This is a genomic window from Isoptericola sp. Y581, from assembly GCF_059445475.1.
Window position 1 is genome coordinate 53725 of the sequence record NZ_JCAIUK010000009.1, and the last position, 17596, is coordinate 71320.

Below are 17596 nucleotides of genomic sequence, written 5' to 3' on the forward strand. Positions count from 1 at the left end.
ATGTCTCCTTGGTCGGAAAGTCTGAGATCCCGGTGGCGCGGACCGGGAAGATCAGTGGCGAGGGGCGCCGCGGCGCTCGTGCACCGGCACGTCGTCGTCGACATGCTTCACACGAACGGGCGGTACATCGTCAACGCCGCCGAGGCTCCAGGGGTTGCACCGAAGGATGCGCCACAGAGCGAGACCGGTCCCCCGCAAGGTCCCGTGCGTGCGGATCGCGATGATCGCGTACTGCGAGCACGAGGGGTAGTACTTGCAGGAGGGGCCGGTGAGCGGTGAGAGGACAGTCTGGTAGACGCGGATCACGCCGATCATGACGGCCGCGGGAAGGTTGCGCAGCACGTCGCGGCCGTGCCCAAGGGTCGAGGTGCTCATCGGACGCTCCGGGCGTCGCCGGCTGCGCGCGCGACAGCCCGCCCGAGGCTGCTGAGGAGATCGCGGTCGAGCTCCGCGTAGCTGGCGCCGCTCGACGCCGGGAGTGCCCGGACGACGACGTCGGCGCCCGCGGGGAGCAGTGCGAGGTGCGCGGAGGCGGAGTGCCGCAGCCGTCGCTTCACCTTGTTCCGATGCACGGCGTTCCCCACGGCCTTGGATACGACAAGACCGACCTGTGGCGGTTCCGGCATGCTCCCGCTGCCCCTGCCGTCCTCCTGGACGGGCTCGGGGTCGACGAAGAGATGGACCACCACGGTCGATCGACCTGCACGCGTGCCGCGGCGCACCGCCCGTTCGAAATCGACGGAACGGCGCAGTCGGTGCGCCGCGGGCAGCATCCGTCAGGCAGAGAGCTCGGCGCGACCCTTGCGCCGACGCTTCGCCAGGATGGCGCGGCCGGCGCGGGTGCGCATGCGCAGCCGGAAGCCGTGGGTCTTGGCACGGCGACGGTTGTTCGGCTGGAAGGTCCGCTTGCTCACGAGGTACTCCAAGAAACGTCGGGGAGGTACACCGTCAGATCCTCGACGATGCAGGTCTTGTCGCAGGTCAGCGCGCGCGTACGAGACGTGGAGGCGTCGACCGGGCCGGCCCGAGGACTGCCTGCCCGTGTGAGGGCGCGCGAAAGGACCTGGAACGGCTGTCTGACGTTACGCCGCCGGGTGGCTCTGGGTCAAACCAGGCCGAGGGGCACCGGACCGCGCTCGGTGACTACGATGACGGGGACCTCACGCACCCTCGGCGCGACGTCGCGCCGGCTGCCCGGTTACGGTCATCACCCACAGCGTTGTCCACAGGTTCCACAGCATGTGGACAACCATGTGGACGGACCGTCGGCGTGGCAGACTCGCGACTTCGCTGCCCGCCGAACGACCGAAGGACGACGCCCGTGGCCCCACCAGACGAGAACATCACCGACGTCTGGGCCCACACGCTCGCCACCCTCGAGGCACGCCCCGACATGACGGCCCGACAGCTCGCGTTCATCAAGCTCGCCAAGCCCATGGCGATCCTCGAGGACACCGTCTTCATCGCGGTGCCGCACGAGCAGACCCGCGCGTACCTGGAGACCAGCGTGCGAGACCAGCTCGTCTCCGCGATGGCCTCCACCCTTGGCCGCGACATCCGCTTCGGCATCACCGTCGATCCCGAGCTCAGCAGCGACACCCTCGCAGGACCCTCCCAGGACTACACGGCTCCCCTGCAGTCCGGGATCCCCGACGAGCCGGAGGCCCCGCCGCTGGCGCCGATCCCCAAGCCGTCGGCCGAGCCCACGCGGCTCAACCCGAAGTACATCTTCGAGACGTTCGTCATCGGTGCGTCCAACCGCTTCGCACACGCCGCGGCGGTCGCCGTGGCCGAGGCGCCGGCGAAGGCGTACAACCCGCTGTTCATCTACGGCGACTCGGGGTTGGGCAAGACGCACCTGCTGCACGCCATCGGGCACTACGCGCACAACCTCTATCCCCACGTGCGCGTGCGCTACGTGAACTCCGAGGAGTTCACCAACGACTTCATCAACAGCATCGGCGAGGGGCGTGCCGGGGCGTTCCAGCGCCGGTACCGCGACGTCGACGTCCTCCTCATCGACGACATCCAGTTCCTGCAGGGCAAGGAGCAGACGATGGAGGAGTTCTTCCACACCTTCAACGCGCTGCACAACGCGGACAAGCAGGTCGTGATCACGTCCGACGTCCCGCCCAAACAGCTCAACGGCTTCGAGGACCGCCTCCGCTCACGCTTCGAGTGGGGCCTCATCACCGACGTCCAGCCGCCGGACCTCGAGACCCGTATCGCGATCCTGCGCAAGAAGGCCGCGAGCGAACGTCTCGACGTGTCGGCCGAGGTGCTCAGCTACATCGGTTCGCGCATCTCGTCCAACATCCGTGAGCTCGAGGGCGCGCTCATCCGCGTCACGGCGTTCGCCAACCTCAACCGGCAGCAGGTCGACCTTGCCCTCGCGGAGATCGTCCTGAAGGACCTCATCACGGACGACGACACGGCGGAGATCACGCCGTCGATGGTCATCGCGCAGACGGCCGCCTACTTCGGCCTCACGATCGACGACCTGTGCGGCTCCTCGCGCTCCCGCGTTCTCGTCACGGCACGCCAGATCGCCATGTACCTCTGCCGCGAGCTCACCGACCTGTCCCTGCCGAAGATCGGCCAGCAGTTCGGTGGTCGCGACCACACCACCGTGATGCACGCGAACAGGAAGATCGCCGGGCAGATGGCGGAGCGGCGCTCCACCTACAACCAGGTGACCGAGCTCACCAGCCGCATCAAGCAGCAGCACCGCGGCTGACCTTCCGCTCTCCCGACCCCGCCCCGTGGGGCCGTCTCGCCTGGGTGGGGCCGCCTTCCCCAGGCGCTGGACGGCCGTCTCGATCGTTCTCCACACCGTCGCCCACAACCGCGACGGCGATTTCGCGCGCCTCGTGCCCGATCGTCCCCAACCCTGTGGACCAGATCCGTGGACAACCTCGTCCTTCTCGGCGACATCGAGATGCACACCTGTGGATAACTCTGTGGACGAGTGTGGATTGTGGCCCGCTTTCCGTGGACGAGCAGACCCTGATCGGTGGACACCTGTGGGTACGAATCTCTTCGCCCACAGGCACTACGAGTTACCCACAGCCGCGCCCCCACTGCCTCCACAGCCAGAAGAGTGCTCTGACCTGCGCAAACACACGTCATCCCCAGATTCCACAACCCCGATGACGACGACGAACGTTTGATCTAGAAGGGAAATCCACACGCCTTCATCAGGCCGGCACGCTCCGCTAGGCACACGTCCACCACCAGTCCGGTGACGGCGTGCCGAAGCCGCCCTGTCTCGCGTAGGGTTTGGCTCGGACGACGAGGCCTGTCCGGTCACGTCGGAGGAGCCCGGGCGACTGGGCCACGACGGCCAGGTGCGCCGTCGTCCACATCGATCGACAACTCGAGGAGTGGGATGAAGTTCCGGGTTGAGCGTGACGTCCTGGCCGAGGCCGTGACATGGACGGCGCGCACGCTCCCCACGCGCCCGCCTGCCCCGGTGCTGGCCGGCGTCCGCATCGAGGTGGAGACGGCAGGCACGATCTGGCTGTCCAGCTTCGACTACGAGGTCTCCGCCCGCGCCGAGATCCCGGCCGAGGTGTCCGAGCCCGGGACGGTACTGGTGTCAGGGCGGCTGCTCGCCGAGATCTCCCGAGCCCTGCCGAACAAGCCGGTGGACGTCACGCTCGAGGGCACCAAGGTCGTGCTCACCTGCGGTGCGTCCCGCTTCACCCTGCTCACGATGCCGGTCGAGGACTACCCGACGCTGCCGCAGATGCCGGAACTCACCGGCACGGTCACCGGCGACGCGCTCACGCACGCCGTCGCGCAGGTCAGCGTGGCTGCGAGCCGCGACGACACGCTCCCCCTGCTCACCGGCGTCCGGATGGAGATCGAGGGCGAGCGGATCACGCTCATCGCCACCGACCGGTACCGCCTGGCGCTGCGGGAGCTCACCTGGACCCCGGTCACCCCCGGGTACTCGGCCGTGGCGCTGGTGCGCGCCCGCACGCTCACGGACGTCGCCAAGTCCCTCGGCGGCGGGGGCGGCCTCGTCAACGTCGGGCTCTCGACCGGCCAGGGCATGGACCTCATCGGCTTCGAGGCCGGCGGGCGGCACACCACGTCGCAGCTCGTGGACGGCGACTACCCGCCGGTGCGCCGCCTCTTCCCGGACGCGACCCCGATCCACTCCGTCGTCGCCACCGCCCCGCTCATCGAGGCGGCCAAGCGCGTGTCGCTCGTGGCGGAGCGCAACACTCCGATCCGGCTGTCGTTCACGGACGGCCAGGTGGTGCTCGACGCCGGCCAGGGTGACGACGCGCAGGCCTCCGAGGCGCTCGAGGCGGTGCTCGTGGGCGAGGACATCCAGGTGGCGTTCAACCCGCAGTTCCTGCTGGACGGCCTCGGGGCGCTCGGCACGGACTTCGTGCGGTTGTCCTTCACGCACCCGAACAAGCCGGTCGAGTTTACCGGTCAGGAGTCGCTCGACGGCGAGGACTCGTCCGAGTACCGGTACCTGCTCGTGCCCATCCGGTTCGCCGGCTGACGCACGCTTCCACCGCTCCTCGCTCCGCTCCCGGAAGGAACCCCATGGTCAGCCACATCGGACTCGTCGGTCTGGGCAAGATGGGTAACAACATGCGCGAGCGGCTGCGTCGCGGCGGCATCGAGGTGACGGGTTACGACCCGCGTCCCGAGGTCTCCGACGTGGCCTCGCTGGCCGACCTGGTGGCCGCGCTGCCCGCAGACCGTCGCGTGGTGTGGGTGATGGTCCCGGCCGGCGACCCGACCCGCGGGGTCGTCCAGGAGCTGGGCGGTCTGCTGGGCGAGGGCGACGTGGTCGTCGAGGGCGGCAACTCGCACTACCCGGAGGACCAGGCGCGCGCGGCGGAGCTGGCCGAGCGGGGCATCGGGTACGTCGACGTCGGCGTCTCGGGCGGCGTGTGGGGCCTGGAGAACGGGTACGGGCTGATGTGCGGCGGCGACACCGCGCACGTCCGGACGCTCATGCCCGTCTTCGACGCGCTGCGGCCCGAGGGCCCCCGCGAGGAGGGATTCGTGCACGCCGGCGAGGTGGGCGCCGGGCACTTCGCGAAGATGGTGCACAACGGCATCGAGTACGGCCTCATGCAGGCGTACGCCGAGGGCTACGAGCTCCTGGCCGCCAAGGACATCGTCACCGACGTGCACGGCACGATGAAGGCCTGGAAACGCGGCACCGTCGTGCGGTCCTGGCTGCTCGACCTCATGGTCAAGGCGCTCGAGGAGGACCCGGCGCTGCAGGCGATCGACGACTGGGTGGACGACTCGGGCGAGGGCCGCTGGACGGTGGACGAGGCGATCGACAACGCCGTGCCGCTTCCGGTGATCTCGGCCGCGCTGTTCGCCCGGTTCGCATCCCGGCAGGACGAGTCGCCGGCGATGAAGGCCGTCGCCGCGCTGCGCCAGCAGTTCGGCGGGCACGCCGTCAAGCCCGCGTCGTGACCGACCGGCGGTGACCCACCGAGAAGGCCCATGTACGTCTCGCACCTCTCGCTCCTCGACTTCCGGTCCTACGCCGCGGTCGACGTCGAGCTCGAGCCCGGACCGAACGCGTTCGTCGGTCGCAACGGCCAGGGCAAGACGAACCTCGTCGAGGCGATCGGGTACGTGTCGACCCTCGGCAGCCACCGGGTCGCCACCGACACCCCGCTGATCCGCGCCGGCGCGGAGCGGGCGGTCGTCCGCACCCGCGTCGTGCGGGGCGAACGGGCGTCGACGATCGAGCTCGAGATCACCGCCGGCAAGGCGAATCGCGCGCGGGTCAACCGGGGCCAGCCGGGCCGAGCGCGCGACGTGCTGGGGATCCTGCGTACCGTCCTCTTCGCCCCCGAGGACCTGACCCTGGTCAAGGGGGACCCCGACGGCCGCCGCCGCTTCCTCGATCAGCTGGTGGTGCAGCTCCTCCCCCGCGCTGCGGCCCTGCTGAGCGACTACGAACGCGTGATCCGGCAGCGATCGGCCCTGCTCAAGTCGTTGCGTGGCGTGCGGAGGGCGGGCGGCGGCACGGTGGACACCAGCACCCTCGAGGTGTGGGACGCGCGCGCCGCCCAGCTCGGCGGCCAGATCCTCGCGATGCGCCTGTCGCTCGTGCAGGCGCTGACCCCGCACGTGGCGGCCGCGTACGAGCAGGTCAGCGACGGGGACGGCGATGCGGAGCTTGCTTACCGCTCCAGCGTGCCGGAGGCGGTCGAGGGCGCCGGTGGCGGCCTGCCCGCGGCCGAGGACCTGGAGAAGGCGATCCTCGCTGCGATGGTGGAGGCCCGCAGCCAGGAGGTGGAGCGCGGTGTCAGCCTGGTGGGCCCGCATCGCGACGACCTCGTGCTGACGCTCGGCGGCCTGCCTGCGAAGGGGTACGCGAGCCATGGCGAGTCGTGGTCGTTCGCGCTGGCGCTGCGGCTGGCGTCGTACCGGCTGCTCGGCGGCGGCGCGGAGCCCGCCCACGCGCCGGACACGGCCTTCTGGGACCCGGACCTCGACACCGACGCCGACCCGGTGCTCATCCTGGACGACGTGTTCGCGGAGCTGGACGTCCGGCGTCGGGAGCGACTCGCGGAGCTGGTGGCCCCGGCTCGGCAGGTCCTCGTGACCGCCGCCGTGCCCGAGGACGTCCCGGCGGGCCTGCTCGGTGCTCGGTTCGAGGTGACACCGGGCGAGGTGCGACGTGCGGGCTGACGGGGGCGGCGACGTCCCGGGCGCCGGCGACGTCCCGGACGGCGAGGCCGGGACCGAGGCCGTGGACGACGACGCGAGCGACAGGCCTGCGCGCGACGCGGACGATCCGCGACCGGTGAAGGACCGCACGGAGCTCACGCCGCCCTCCGCGGTGGCGCGCGAGGCGCTCAACCGCGCCAAGGCGGCGGCTCGCGCCAGGGGGCTGCGCCCGGGCTCGCCGGCGCGACGCTCCCCGCTGGCCGAGCCGCGGCTGTCCGGCCAGGGGCCGGGGGCGCGCGACCCGCAGCTGCTCTCGGAGGTGCTCGGGCGCCTGCTCCGGGACAAGGGCTGGACGTCGGACGTCTCCGTGGGCGGCGTCATCGGCCGGTGGCGCGAGGTGGTGGGCAGCCACGTGGCGGACCACTGCCAGCCGGAGACGTTCGAGGAGAAGGTCCTCGTGGTGCGCGCCGACTCGACGGCGTGGGCCACGCAGGTGCGCCTGCTGGTGCCGACGCTGCTTCGCCGGCTCGCCGAGGAGGTCGGGGAGGGCGTGGTGGAGCAGGTCACCGTGCTCGGACCCGCCGGGCCCGGCTTCCGACGCGGACGTAGGACGGTGCGCGGGCCGGGGCCACGCGACACCTTCGGGTGAGCACGCAACCAGTCCGGAGACGAGAAACGCTGGTTGAGCTTGTCGAAACCAGGTTTCGACAAGCTCAACCAGCGTGAGCCCGACCGGCGTGACCGGTCAGAGCGTCAGCGTCAGCGCTGCTGCAGGCGTCGACGCAGCCAGAACAGCGCGCCACCGCCCACCACGAGCAGCGCGGCCAGCCCGGCAGCGATGCCGACCGTGGCACCCGTCTGCGGGAGCTGGTCGCCCTCGGCGGGCGGGCCCGAGGCCTCGACGTCCGGGCCGCCCATGCCGGCGGGGTTGGCACAGCCGGACGACGTCGGCGGGTAGTCGACGACCGTCGAGTAGTGCGGGTTCACCTCGAAGAGCACCTGCACGCCGTCACGGGTCCAGGCGTAGTTGCCGTCGGTCTCGACGTACGAGCCGTCGTCCTGCTGCTCCCAGCCCGGCCACTGCTTCGGCTCCTCGGTGGAGGCGCCCGGCCACAGGAGCTCGCCCTCGAGGGGCTGGTCCTCGGCGACGAAGTTCTCGCCGCCGTCCGGGTTGATGAACGTGATCGTCAGCGGGTTGTCGCTGTCGACCTCGATGCCCTCGGGCAGCGAGACGCCGTAGCCGAGGTACGGGACGTCGGACTCGCAGACGGCCGCGATGTCACCCGGGATCAGCGCGCAGTCCTCCTCGGCGGGCACCAGGTCCGCGATCGGGAAGAGCACATCGCCGGCCTCGGTGCGGGTGTAGCCGCCGAGGTCGTCGCCGAACGTGTTGCCTGCGGTCGGCGCGGCGAGGACGCCCTGCTCGGTGCGCAGGTAGGTGACCTGCTCGGTGTCGGTCGGCAGGACGACGTCGGACGCGTCCGAGCCGCAGACCTCGACGGCGGCGGGAGCCTCAGGAACCACGACGACGGGCTCGACGGGCTCGGGGGGCTCGGGCGTGGCGCAGTCCTCGGCGCTCGGGACCTCGATGCCGAGGTCGGAGAGCTCCTGGTGCGTCCAGTCGACGAGGTGGTCGTCCATGGAGGAACCGTCGGGGTACGTGATGCTCTCCGGCACCGTGTACTCGTCCGGACCGCCACGCACCAGGTCCTGCTGGATGCCCCAGCCGGTGCACAGGTCGATGTCGTCGAGCGCGTCCGTCTCCGGCAGCTCGGTGTACCAGTGCTCGCCGCTCAGCAGCTCGTCCTCGGGCAGCGTGAGGGTCGTGGTGCCGAGCAGCTGCTGCTCACCCGAGTTCTCCCAGGCCGCGGGCTTGGTGCTGTCGAGCTTCGGGTACAGGTAGATGCCGACCTGCACCTGGGGCTCAGGTGTGGTCGGCGGGCAGGGCTCGGTGCTGCCGGACTGGGTCCAGTCGTACCGATCGCCCCCCTGTGCGTCGACATCGACGGTCCACTCGTGGGCCTTGGCGCCGTCGAGCTCGAACGTGCGCTCCCAGGCCTGGTCGAATCGCTCCTGGGCGACCGAGGCGCCGTCGACGGTGACCGTCACCTCGGCACCGCTGTACTGGGTCAGGGTCACCGCGAGGCTCGTACAGCTGTCCTCGACACGGGGGGTGTGGGCGGAGGCGGACGCCGCGGTGGCGACGAGCATCCCTCCGACAGCGAGCGTCGTTGCTGCGACGCCCGCCAGGGTCCTCTTCACTGTGGGCATGTCCCTTCGATGGTGACCGGTACTGGTCGGCACCGGTCGACGTGCGAAACGGGGAATCGTGGTGAATTAGACCAGTTTCCGCCGTAAATAGGGAGACCCTGTTGATAACGGTCAGAGTACAAAAGACGGACGAGTCGGGAGGATGGCCGCGGTTCGGGCGCCGGGTGTGGACAACCCTGGGGATAACTCTGTGGACAACCCTGGGGACAACCCGCCGGGGCGCTCCTGTGGACGACGTGTGCCGAACTTCGCACCAACGGCGTCAATCCGCCATTTCCTTGCCCTCGGCAGGTAGACTGGGACCGTCATTCCGGGTCGTGTTCCGACCTCCCGCGCGGCTCGGTCGGTGCGTACCCGGAACCTGTGAGCCGCGCCGCCCGTACTGAGCACGATGCGTCGACGCGTGCACGACGACCGAGGAGCAGTACCGCCTGTGGCAGACCGAACCGACACCCCCCGTCCCAGCACTGCCGCCGCAAGCGGAGCCGCCGGACCGGGGGCCGGGTACGACGCCGGCAACATCACCGTCCTGGAGGGCCTCGAGGCCGTCCGCAAGCGCCCGGGCATGTATATCGGCTCCACGGGCGAGCGGGGGCTGCACCACCTGGTCTACGAGATTGTGGACAACTCTGTGGACGAGGCCCTCGCCGGTCACGCCGACACCGTCGACGTGACCCTCCTGGCCGACGGCGGTGTCCGCGTCCAGGACAACGGCCGTGGCATCCCGGTCGCGATGCACCCCACGGAGGGCAAGCCGACCCTCGAGGTCGTCATGACGATCCTGCACGCGGGCGGCAAGTTCGGCGGCGGCGGGTACACCGTCTCCGGCGGCCTGCACGGCGTGGGCATGTCCGTCGTCAACGCACTGTCCAGCCGCTTCGTGGCGGACGTGAAGCGGGACGGGTATCACTGGCGCCAGGAGTACCGCGACGGCGGCGAGCCCGTCACCGGGGTCGACCGCCTGGAGCCGCTCGCCGAGGGCGAGTCGACCGGCACGACGCAGACCTTCTGGGCCGACGGCACGATCTTCGAGACCACCGACTACGACTTCGAGACCCTGCGCTCACGCTTCCAGCAGTACGCGTTCCTCAACAAGGGCCTGCAGATCACGCTGCGGGACGAGCGTGTTGGTCATGGGGCTGTGGACGACGAGGTCGTCGGCATGGAGACCGATGCCGGAACGGACGGCGGCAGCGGCACGGCCGACGACGCCGACCCGGTCCGCACGGTGACCTTCCGCTACGAGAACGGCCTCATCGACTACGTGGCGCACATCAACGCGGCCAAGAAGTCGGAGCTCGTCCATCCGGAGATCATCGACGTCGAGGCGGAGGACGTGGAGCGTCGCATCTCGGTGGAGATCGCGATGCAGTGGACCAGCAGCTACAGCGAGTCGGTGCACACGTTCGCGAACACGATCTCCACGACGGAGGGCGGCACGCACGAGGAGGGCTTCCGTTCGGCGCTCACGACGCTCGTCAACAGCTACGCCCGCGAGAAGTCGATCATCAAGGAGAAGGACGAGAACCTCACGGGTGACGACATCCGCGAGGGCCTCACCGCCGTCCTCTCCGTGAAGCTCGGCGAGCCCCAGTTCGAGGGACAGACCAAGACGAAGCTCGGCAACACCGAGGCCAAGACGTTCGTCCAGCGGGTCGTGCGCGAGAAGCTCACCGACTGGTTCGACGCGCACCCCACCGAGGCGCGCGACGTCATCCGCAAGGCGATCCAGGCGTCGCAGGCGCGCATGGCGGCGCGCAAGGCGCGCGAGGCCACCCGGCGCAAGGGCATCCTCAGCTCGGGCGGCATGCCGGGCAAGCTCAAGGACTGCCAGTCCAACCGCGCTGAGGACTGCGAGGTCTACATCGTGGAGGGCGACTCAGCGGGCGGCTCCGCGGTGCGCGGTCGCAACCCGCACAACCAGGCGATCCTGCCGCTGCGCGGCAAGATCCTCAACGTCGAGCGGGCCCGCCTCGACCGGGCGCTGTCCAACCAGGAGATCCAGTCGCTGATCACCGCCTTCGGGACCGGCATCGGCGAGGACTTCGACCTCTCCAAGCTCCGGTACCACAAGATCGTGCTCATGGCCGACGCAGACGTCGACGGCCAGCACATCTGCACCCTGCTGCTCACGCTGCTGTTCCGGTACATGCGCCCGCTCATCGAGCACGGCCACGTGTACCTCGCGCAGCCGCCGCTGTACCGGCTCAAGTGGTCGAACGGGCCGCACGACTACGTTTACTCCGACCGGGAGCGGGACGCGTTCCTCAAGGAGGGGATCGCCGCCGGCAAGCGGATCCCCAAGGAGAACGGGATCCAGCGCTACAAGGGCCTCGGCGAGATGGACTACACCGAGCTCTGGGACACCACGATGGACCCCGAGCACCGCACGCTGCTGCAGGTCACCATGGACGACGCGGCCGCGGCCGACGAGATCTTCTCGGTACTCATGGGCGAGGACGTCGAGTCTCGCCGCAGCTTCATCCAGCGCAACGCCAAGGACGTCCGCTTCCTCGACATCTAGCCGACCCACGGCGTCGTACAAATGGTGCGCACGTCGTTGTACGGCAGTTGACAGCGGTTCGAGGACGACGGTTCCCGCGCCCAGGCGGTGCGGGAAGGAAGAAGGTAGACGGTGACGGACGAGACCCCCGGTCCCGACATGACGGACGGCGTTCCCGGCGACGGAGCGCCCAAGAGCCCGGACGGTGGCGTCGCGGTGCACCACGGCCGCATCGAGCAGGTCGACCTGCAGCTGGAGATGCAGCGCAGCTACCTCGACTACGCGATGAGCGTCATCATCGGGCGCGCGCTGCCCGACGTGCGTGACGGCCTCAAGCCGGTGCACCGCCGCGTGCTGTACGCCATGTACGACGGCGGCTATCGCCCCGACCGGGCGTACTCGAAGTGCTCGCGCGTGGTCGGCGACGTCATGGGCAAGTTCCACCCGCACGGCGACACGGCGATCTACGACGCCCTCGTGCGCCTGGTGCAGGACTGGGTGCTGCGCTACCCGCTCGTCGCCGGCCAGGGCAACTTCGGCTCCCCCGGCAACGACCCCGCCGCGGCACCGCGGTACACCGAGTGCCGCATGGCGCCGCTCGCGCTCGAGATGGTCCGGGACATCGACAAGAACACCGTCGACTTCCAGGACAACTACGACGGCCGCACGCAGGAGCCCATCGTCCTGCCGGCCCGCTTCCCGAACCTGTTGGTCAACGGCTCCGCGGGCATCGCCGTGGGCATGGCCACCAACATCCCGCCGCACAACCTCCGCGAGGTGGCGGACGGCGTGCGCTGGCACCTGGCGCACCCGGACGCGTCCCGCGAGGAGCTCCTGGCCGCGCTCATGCAGCGGATCAAGGGCCCGGACTTCCCGACCGGCGCGCAGATCCTCGGCACCAAGGGCATCGAGGAGGCGTACCGCACCGGCCGCGGCTCCATCACCATGCGCGCGGTCGTCAACGTCGAGGAGATCCAGAACCGGATCTGCCTCGTCATCACCGAGCTGCCGTACCAGGTCAACCCGGACAACCTGGCGGCCAAGGTGGCCGACCTCGTCAACGACGGCAAGATCGCGGGCATCGCCGACATCCGCGACGAGACGTCGGGCCGCACGGGTCAGCGCCTCGTCATCGTGCTGAAGCGTGACGCGATCGCCAAGGTCGTGCTCAACAACCTGTACAAGCACACGCCGCTCCAGTACAGCTTCGGCGCCAACATGGTCGCGCTCGTCGACGAGGTGCCGCGCACGCTCAGCCTCGACGCCTTCGTACGGCACTGGACCACGCACCAGATCGAGGTCGTGCGCCGGCGTACCGAGTACCTGCTGGCCGACGCCGAGCGGCAGATCCACATCCTGCGTGGCTACCTCAAGGCCCTGGACGCCCTGGACGAGGTCATCGCCCTCATCCGCCGGTCCCCGACGGTCGAGGAGGCCCGCACGGGCGTCATGGAGCTGCTCGACGTCGACGAGGAGCAGGCCAACGCCATCCTCGCGTTGCAGCTGCGCCGCCTCGCCGCCATGGAACGGCAGAAGATCATCGACGAGCACGACGGGCTCGAGCGACAGATCACCGACTTCCGCGACATCCTGGCCAGGCCGGAGCGGCAGCGTTCCATCGTGGAGGAGGAGATGGACGGCATCGTCGAGCGCTACGGCGACGAGCGCCGCACCACCGTGCTGCCGTTCGACGGCGACATGTCCGTCGAGGACCTCATCCCGGAGGAGGAGGTCGTCGTCACGATCACGCGCGGCGGGTACGCCAAGCGCACGCGGTCGGACTCATACCGCGCCCAGCGCCGTGGCGGCAAGGGCGTGCGCGGTGCCGCGTTGCGCGAGGACGACATCGTCGACCACTTCTTCGTGACGACCACGCACCACTGGTTGCTGTTCTTCACGAACCTGGGCCGCGTGTACCGGGCCAAGGGCTACGAGCTGCCCGAGGGCGGTCGTGACGCCAAGGGGCAGCACGTGGCGAACATGCTGGCGTTCCAGCCGGGCGAGCACATCGCCCAGGTGCTGGACCTGCCGGACTACGAAGCGGCGGACTACCTGGTGCTCGCCACCCGCCGCGGCCTGGTGAAGAAGACCCGACTGGGCGAGTACAACTCGCCACGCTCGGGTGGCCTCATCGCGATCAACCTGCGCCAGGACGACGACGGCGCCCCGGACGAGCTCGTCGCCGCGCGGCTCGTCAACGCCGACGACCACCTGATCCTCGTGTCCCGCAAGGGCCAGTCGATCCGCTTCCCCGCCGACGACGACACCCTGCGCCCGACGGGGCGCGCCACGTCGGGCGTCACGGGGATGAAGTTCCGCGAGGGGGACGAGCTCCTCAACGCGGACGTCGTGACCCCGGGCACGGACCTGTTCGTCGTGACCGAGGGCGGGTTCGCCAAGCGCACCGCCATCACCGAGTACCGCGTGCAGGGCCGTGCCGGATTCGGCATCAAGGTGGCGAATCTCGTCGAGGCTCGTGGAGACCTTGTGGGGGCGCTCGTCACCGAGCCGGACGACGAGGTGCTGGTCATCATGGAGCGTGGCAAGATCGTGCGCTCCGCGGTGGCCGAGGTGAACCTCACCGGCCGCACCACGCAGGGCGTCACGTTCGCCAAGCCGGATCGCGGCGACCGCATCATCGCCGTCGCTCGCAACGTGGAACGCCGCGTGGACGACGAGTCGCCCAGCGACGAGTCGGTTAGCGTGGACGGACAGGGCGCGGACGAGCAGGAGACGAGCGGGGACGAGGACTGATGACGGAGAACACCGCGTCGACCAGGGCGACGTCTGCGACGCCGGCAGCCGAGCCGGAGATCGACGAGGCGACCCATCGCAGGGGTCCGGCGTCGTCTGCTCCGCGACAGGGTGGCGGGTCCATCCCGGCCGGCGTGGTCGTCGGCGGCGCGGCGGCCGCGCAGCGGGGCAGTACACCACCCGCGCCGCCGCCACCGCCGGCAGGCCCGGCAGAGGCGGCCCCGAGCACCGCTCAGGGGGCGTCGCCGGTCAAGGAGGGCGCGGTGAAGGCGGCCGCGGCGGCCCTCGCGGCCGCTCGGGCCGCGGCGAAGAAGGTGCAGTCGGTGATGCCCGAGGCCTCCGCCCGCGAGAACGAGCGCGCCGCTGCGGGTGCGCGACCGGCGCCGAGCGCGAAGGCCGGTCAGAAGCGCTCCGCGCCGGCCGAGCCGCGCCCGGAGATGCACTACTCCGCGGGCGGCGTGCACCCCGCGCCGGCCGCGGGCACCCCGATGGTCGGCACGATGCCGGGCGGCGCCGGGCCCCGACGTGTCCGGCTGTCGGTCTCGCGGGTCGACCCGTGGTCGATCATGAAGCTCGGTTTCCTCCTCTCCGTCGCGATCGGCTTCATCACCGTGGTCGCCGCGATGGTGGTCTGGTACGTGCTCAACGACATGGGCACGTTCGCCACGGTGCAGACGTTCCTGAGCGATACGATCGGCCCGCAGGCCGTGAACCTCATGCAGTTCGTCGAGTTCGACCGTGTCGTGTCGCTCGCCGTGCTCATCGCCATCGTGAACGTCGTGCTGCTCACCGCGCTGACCACGATCATGGCCATCCTGTACAACATCACGGCCGCGCTCGTCGGCGGCGTGCACCTGACCCTCACCGACGAATGACCCGGTCCCTGACCGGGAACGACGTCACACCGCGTGAGCTCGGGCCCAGTTTGGGTGCGGGCCCGCCGGTGCGGTAATGTTCCGTGCTGCACGCGTTCCCGCGGGGAGCGTGTTCGGGGCTATAGCTCAGACGGTTAGAGCGCTTCCCTGATAAGGAAGAGGTCGGAGGTTCAAGTCCTCCTAGCCCCACTCCAGGCCGCACCAGGCCCGGGCCCGACACGTACGGCCCTCGTGGTCGTGACGAGGAGGCAGAAGATGAAGAAGCTGTCCGTCCTCCTGCTCGCGCTCGGCGCGGGCTACCTGATCTGGCGCCGGCTCAACGAGGACTCCGCCGACCGGGACCTGTGGTCCGAGGTCACCGACACCATCGACTGACCTCGTCGGCAGCCCGACGCACTCCTGGCCCGGCTCGCCGAGGCCGCCAGGGGCCATGGCGCAATTGGTAGCGCACCTGCTTTGCAAGCAGGGGGTTAGGGGTTCGAGTCCCCTTGGCTCCACCGACAGCACACCGCACGGGCGCCACGGCGTCGGCCGCGCTGACGCGGTCCGGTTTCACGGAGCGACCGGTCCCCTGAAGGGGAGGGTCTGGCCATAGACCCCGCTGTTCGCCGTCGAGCCCTCCTGCCGATGAGTGCGCAGGATCGGGAACGACGAGGGCCCCGTCCTGTGGACGGAGCCTTCGTCGGGTGCGGTGCTTCTGCCGGGTGAGGAGCGGGTCAGGCTTTCGCGCCCGAGCCTGTGTCGCCCTTGTCGCCGCTGGTGTCGGTGCTGCTCGTCGTCCCGCCGGCCGTGTCGTCCGCCTTGCGGGTGGTGGTCCGGGCACGGCTGCCGGCCTTCTTCGCCGCGTCGGCGGCCTTGTCCCGAGCCTTGTCCACAGCCTCGGTGACCTTCTCGCCGACGTCCTCGCCCAGCTCGGTCGCCTTCTCCGCGGCCTCGCGGCCCCTGGCGACGGCCTGACCCGCGACCTCGCCCACGGCCTCGGCCGCGTCCCCGACCGCATGGCGGGCGTCGCGTGCGGCGCCGTCGAAGTCGGGGCCGGGCGACTGCTCCCAGGGCTCCGCCCACGGGTCGTTCTGCGGCTGCGCGCGCCGCCAGAAGGCGTAGCCGGCGACGGTGGCGCCGACGAGCGCGAGGATCCAGAAGACGCCCTTGCCCTTGCCGGACGACTTCTCGGCCTCCTTGGCCGCCTTCTCCGCAGCGACCTGGGCCTTCGCAGCCTCCTTGGCCGCCTGCTTCGCGGCCTTCTTGCCCGCTCGGCCCGCCTTCTCGGCGGCGTCCCTCGCCGCGTCTGCGGCGGCGACGCCCGCGGCACCGGCCGCCGCCCCCGCCCGGGTCGCGGCGTCGTTGAACGCGGCGACCACGCGCGGCATGTAGTCGTCGACGATCCGGTCGTGCGCGGTGTCGACCAGCGGCCCGGCCTTGTCGGCCGCCTTCTCGACCCGGGGGGCCGCGGCCAGCACGCTGTCGCGCCAGGCCTTCTCCGCCCGCGGGGTCAGCCACTCCAGGAAGTTGTCCACGCGCGGCTCGGCCCAGTCCTTGGCGCCGCCCGCGGCTCGCGCGCCGACCTCGACCAGCACGGCGGCGGCCTCGGTCGCGGAGTCCTTGAGCTTGTCGGTGTCGAGCTCGTTGATCTTCTCGCTCACCCTCGTGGCGAGCTTCTCGTTGAGGTTGGCACTGTCCTTGACGCTGTCGCCCACGTTCTTTCGCACCATGGACCCACTGTGCCACCCGGCGCCGTGGGATGCAGCGGAACGCGCGCGCCTGTTCCGGACCGGGGCCACGGGGACGGGGTGAGAGGATGGGGCGCATGTTCGCAACCCTCCACACCTCCGCCGGTGACATCCGTATCGAGCTGCTGCCGAACCACGCGCCCAAGACCGTCGCGAACTTCGTCGGCCTGGCCAAGGGCACCACGACGTGGACGGACCCGGCCACGGGCGCCGAGCGCAACGACCCCCTGTACGACGGCGTGATCTTCCACCGTGTGATCGAGAACTTCATGATCCAGGGCGGGGACCCGCTGGGCACCGGGACGGGCGGCCCCGGCTACACCTTCGACGACGAGATCCACCCCGAGCTCACCTTCGACAGCAAGTACATCCTCGCGATGGCGAACGCGGGCAAGCGTCGCAACCCGGTGACGGGCGCCGTCGAGGGCACCAACGGCTCGCAGTTCTTCATCACCACCGGCGCCACGCCGTGGCTCAACGGCAAGCACAGCATCTTCGGCAAGGTGGCGGACGACGAGTCCCGCGCCGTCGTGGACGCCATCGATTCCACCGCGACGCGCCCCGGCGACCGTCCGGTCACCGACATCGTCATCAACAGCGTCACCATCGAGGACTGACCGACACCAGGTCACGCGGTCGGGGTCAAGACTCCCGGCGCGGTCGTCTCCCTCCCGAAGCGCAGCGCCCCCTGGGGCGCGTGAACGCGATCGCCCCGAGAGTCTTGACCCCGACCGCGCTGCCGAACTACGGAGGGCCGACCCATCTCGACACCGCAGCCGCCGGGCCCCGTAGGC

At 70.3% G+C, this 17596-nt stretch carries 15 protein-coding genes and 2 tRNA genes; 12 read left to right on the forward strand and 5 right to left on the reverse strand.

Annotation, left to right across the window (positions count from 1 at the left end; genetic code table 11):
• Positions 1 to 51: 51 nt before the first annotated feature.
• Genes yidD through rpmH form a run of 3 tightly spaced genes read right to left on the reverse strand, consistent with a single transcriptional unit; the run spans position 52 to position 914 of the window.
• Entirely contained in the window at positions 52 to 375 is a 324-nt protein-coding gene (yidD, locus tag AC1C2W_RS17065; RefSeq protein ID WP_495413791.1) for a membrane protein insertion efficiency factor YidD, read from the reverse strand.
• A complete protein-coding gene (gene rnpA, locus AC1C2W_RS17070) occupies positions 372 to 773 on the reverse strand; it encodes a ribonuclease P protein component (protein ID WP_495413792.1) in 402 nt (133 codons plus the stop codon). The genes yidD and rnpA overlap by 4 nt, the downstream gene beginning before the upstream one ends.
• Before the next feature lie 3 nt (positions 774 to 776).
• On the reverse strand, positions 777 to 914 hold the full coding sequence (gene rpmH, locus AC1C2W_RS17075; RefSeq protein WP_495390799.1) for a 50S ribosomal protein L34: 138 nt from the start codon (positions 912 to 914) through the stop codon (positions 777 to 779).
• 407 nt (positions 915 to 1321) lie between these two features.
• On the opposite strand from rpmH, the gene dnaA reads away from it, so the two are divergent.
• The 5 genes from dnaA to AC1C2W_RS17100 all read left to right on the forward strand — a co-directional run bounded on the left by dnaA (position 1322) and on the right by AC1C2W_RS17100 (position 7318).
• On the forward strand, positions 1322 to 2737 hold the full coding sequence (dnaA, locus tag AC1C2W_RS17080) for a chromosomal replication initiator protein DnaA (RefSeq protein ID WP_495390798.1): 1416 nt from the start codon (positions 1322 to 1324) through the stop codon (positions 2735 to 2737).
• 651 nt (positions 2738 to 3388) lie between these two features.
• A complete protein-coding gene (gene dnaN, locus AC1C2W_RS17085) occupies positions 3389 to 4522 on the forward strand; it encodes a DNA polymerase III subunit beta (RefSeq protein ID WP_495390797.1) in 1134 nt (377 codons plus the stop codon).
• Positions 4519 to 5460 carry a phosphogluconate dehydrogenase (NAD(+)-dependent, decarboxylating) gene (gene gnd, locus AC1C2W_RS17090; RefSeq protein ID WP_495413859.1) on the forward strand — a complete coding sequence of 314 codons (942 nt, stop codon included), beginning with the start codon at positions 4519 to 4521 and terminating at the stop codon, positions 5458 to 5460. Before dnaN ends, gnd begins: the two co-directional genes overlap by 4 nt.
• Before the next feature lie 30 nt (positions 5461 to 5490).
• A complete protein-coding gene (gene recF, locus AC1C2W_RS17095) occupies positions 5491 to 6690 on the forward strand; it encodes a DNA replication/repair protein RecF (protein ID WP_495413793.1) in 1200 nt (399 codons plus the stop codon).
• 115 nt (positions 6691 to 6805) lie between these two features.
• The gene (locus tag AC1C2W_RS17100) at positions 6806 to 7318 is read left to right on the forward strand and encodes a DciA family protein (RefSeq protein ID WP_495390878.1); all 513 of its coding nucleotides are present in this window, start codon (positions 6806 to 6808) and stop codon (positions 7316 to 7318) included.
• A gap of 110 nt (positions 7319 to 7428) precedes the next feature.
• On the opposite strand, the gene AC1C2W_RS17105 is transcribed toward AC1C2W_RS17100, so the two are convergent.
• A complete protein-coding gene (locus AC1C2W_RS17105; protein ID WP_495413794.1) occupies positions 7429 to 8940 on the reverse strand; it encodes an LPXTG cell wall anchor domain-containing protein in 1512 nt (503 codons plus the stop codon).
• A 433-nt stretch (positions 8941 to 9373) separates the two neighbouring features.
• On the opposite strand from AC1C2W_RS17105, the gene gyrB reads away from it, so the two are divergent.
• From gyrB to AC1C2W_RS17135, 6 genes are all read left to right on the forward strand, one after another.
• Positions 9374 to 11464 carry a DNA topoisomerase (ATP-hydrolyzing) subunit B gene (gene gyrB, locus AC1C2W_RS17110; protein ID WP_495413795.1) on the forward strand — a complete coding sequence of 697 codons (2091 nt, stop codon included), beginning with the start codon at positions 9374 to 9376 and terminating at the stop codon, positions 11462 to 11464.
• 138 nt (positions 11465 to 11602) lie between these two features.
• On the forward strand, positions 11603 to 14197 hold the full coding sequence (gyrA, locus tag AC1C2W_RS17115; RefSeq protein ID WP_495413860.1) for a DNA gyrase subunit A: 2595 nt from the start codon (positions 11603 to 11605) through the stop codon (positions 14195 to 14197).
• On the forward strand, positions 14197 to 15072 hold the full coding sequence (locus AC1C2W_RS17120) for a DUF3566 domain-containing protein (protein ID WP_495390793.1): 876 nt from the start codon (positions 14197 to 14199) through the stop codon (positions 15070 to 15072). Before gyrA ends, AC1C2W_RS17120 begins: the two co-directional genes overlap by 1 nt.
• 115 nt (positions 15073 to 15187) lie before the next feature.
• Positions 15188 to 15261, forward strand: a tRNA-Ile gene (locus AC1C2W_RS17125).
• A 66-nt stretch (positions 15262 to 15327) separates the two neighbouring features.
• Positions 15328 to 15447, forward strand: a complete 120-nt coding sequence (locus AC1C2W_RS17130; protein ID WP_495413796.1) for a DLW-39 family protein — start codon at positions 15328 to 15330, stop codon at positions 15445 to 15447.
• A 49-nt stretch (positions 15448 to 15496) separates the two neighbouring features.
• Positions 15497 to 15569: transfer RNA gene (locus AC1C2W_RS17135), tRNA-Ala, on the forward strand.
• Between the two features lie 219 nt (positions 15570 to 15788).
• Here AC1C2W_RS17135 and AC1C2W_RS17140 read toward each other — a convergent pair.
• Positions 15789 to 16784 carry a hypothetical protein gene (locus AC1C2W_RS17140; RefSeq protein ID WP_495390791.1) on the reverse strand — a complete coding sequence of 332 codons (996 nt, stop codon included), beginning with the start codon at positions 16782 to 16784 and terminating at the stop codon, positions 15789 to 15791.
• Between the two features lie 95 nt (positions 16785 to 16879).
• Here AC1C2W_RS17140 and AC1C2W_RS17145 point away from each other — a divergent pair, with 95 nt between their 5' ends.
• Positions 16880 to 17419 carry a peptidylprolyl isomerase gene (locus AC1C2W_RS17145; RefSeq protein ID WP_495390790.1) on the forward strand — a complete coding sequence of 180 codons (540 nt, stop codon included), beginning with the start codon at positions 16880 to 16882 and terminating at the stop codon, positions 17417 to 17419.
• Positions 17420 to 17596: the final 177 nt, after the last annotated feature.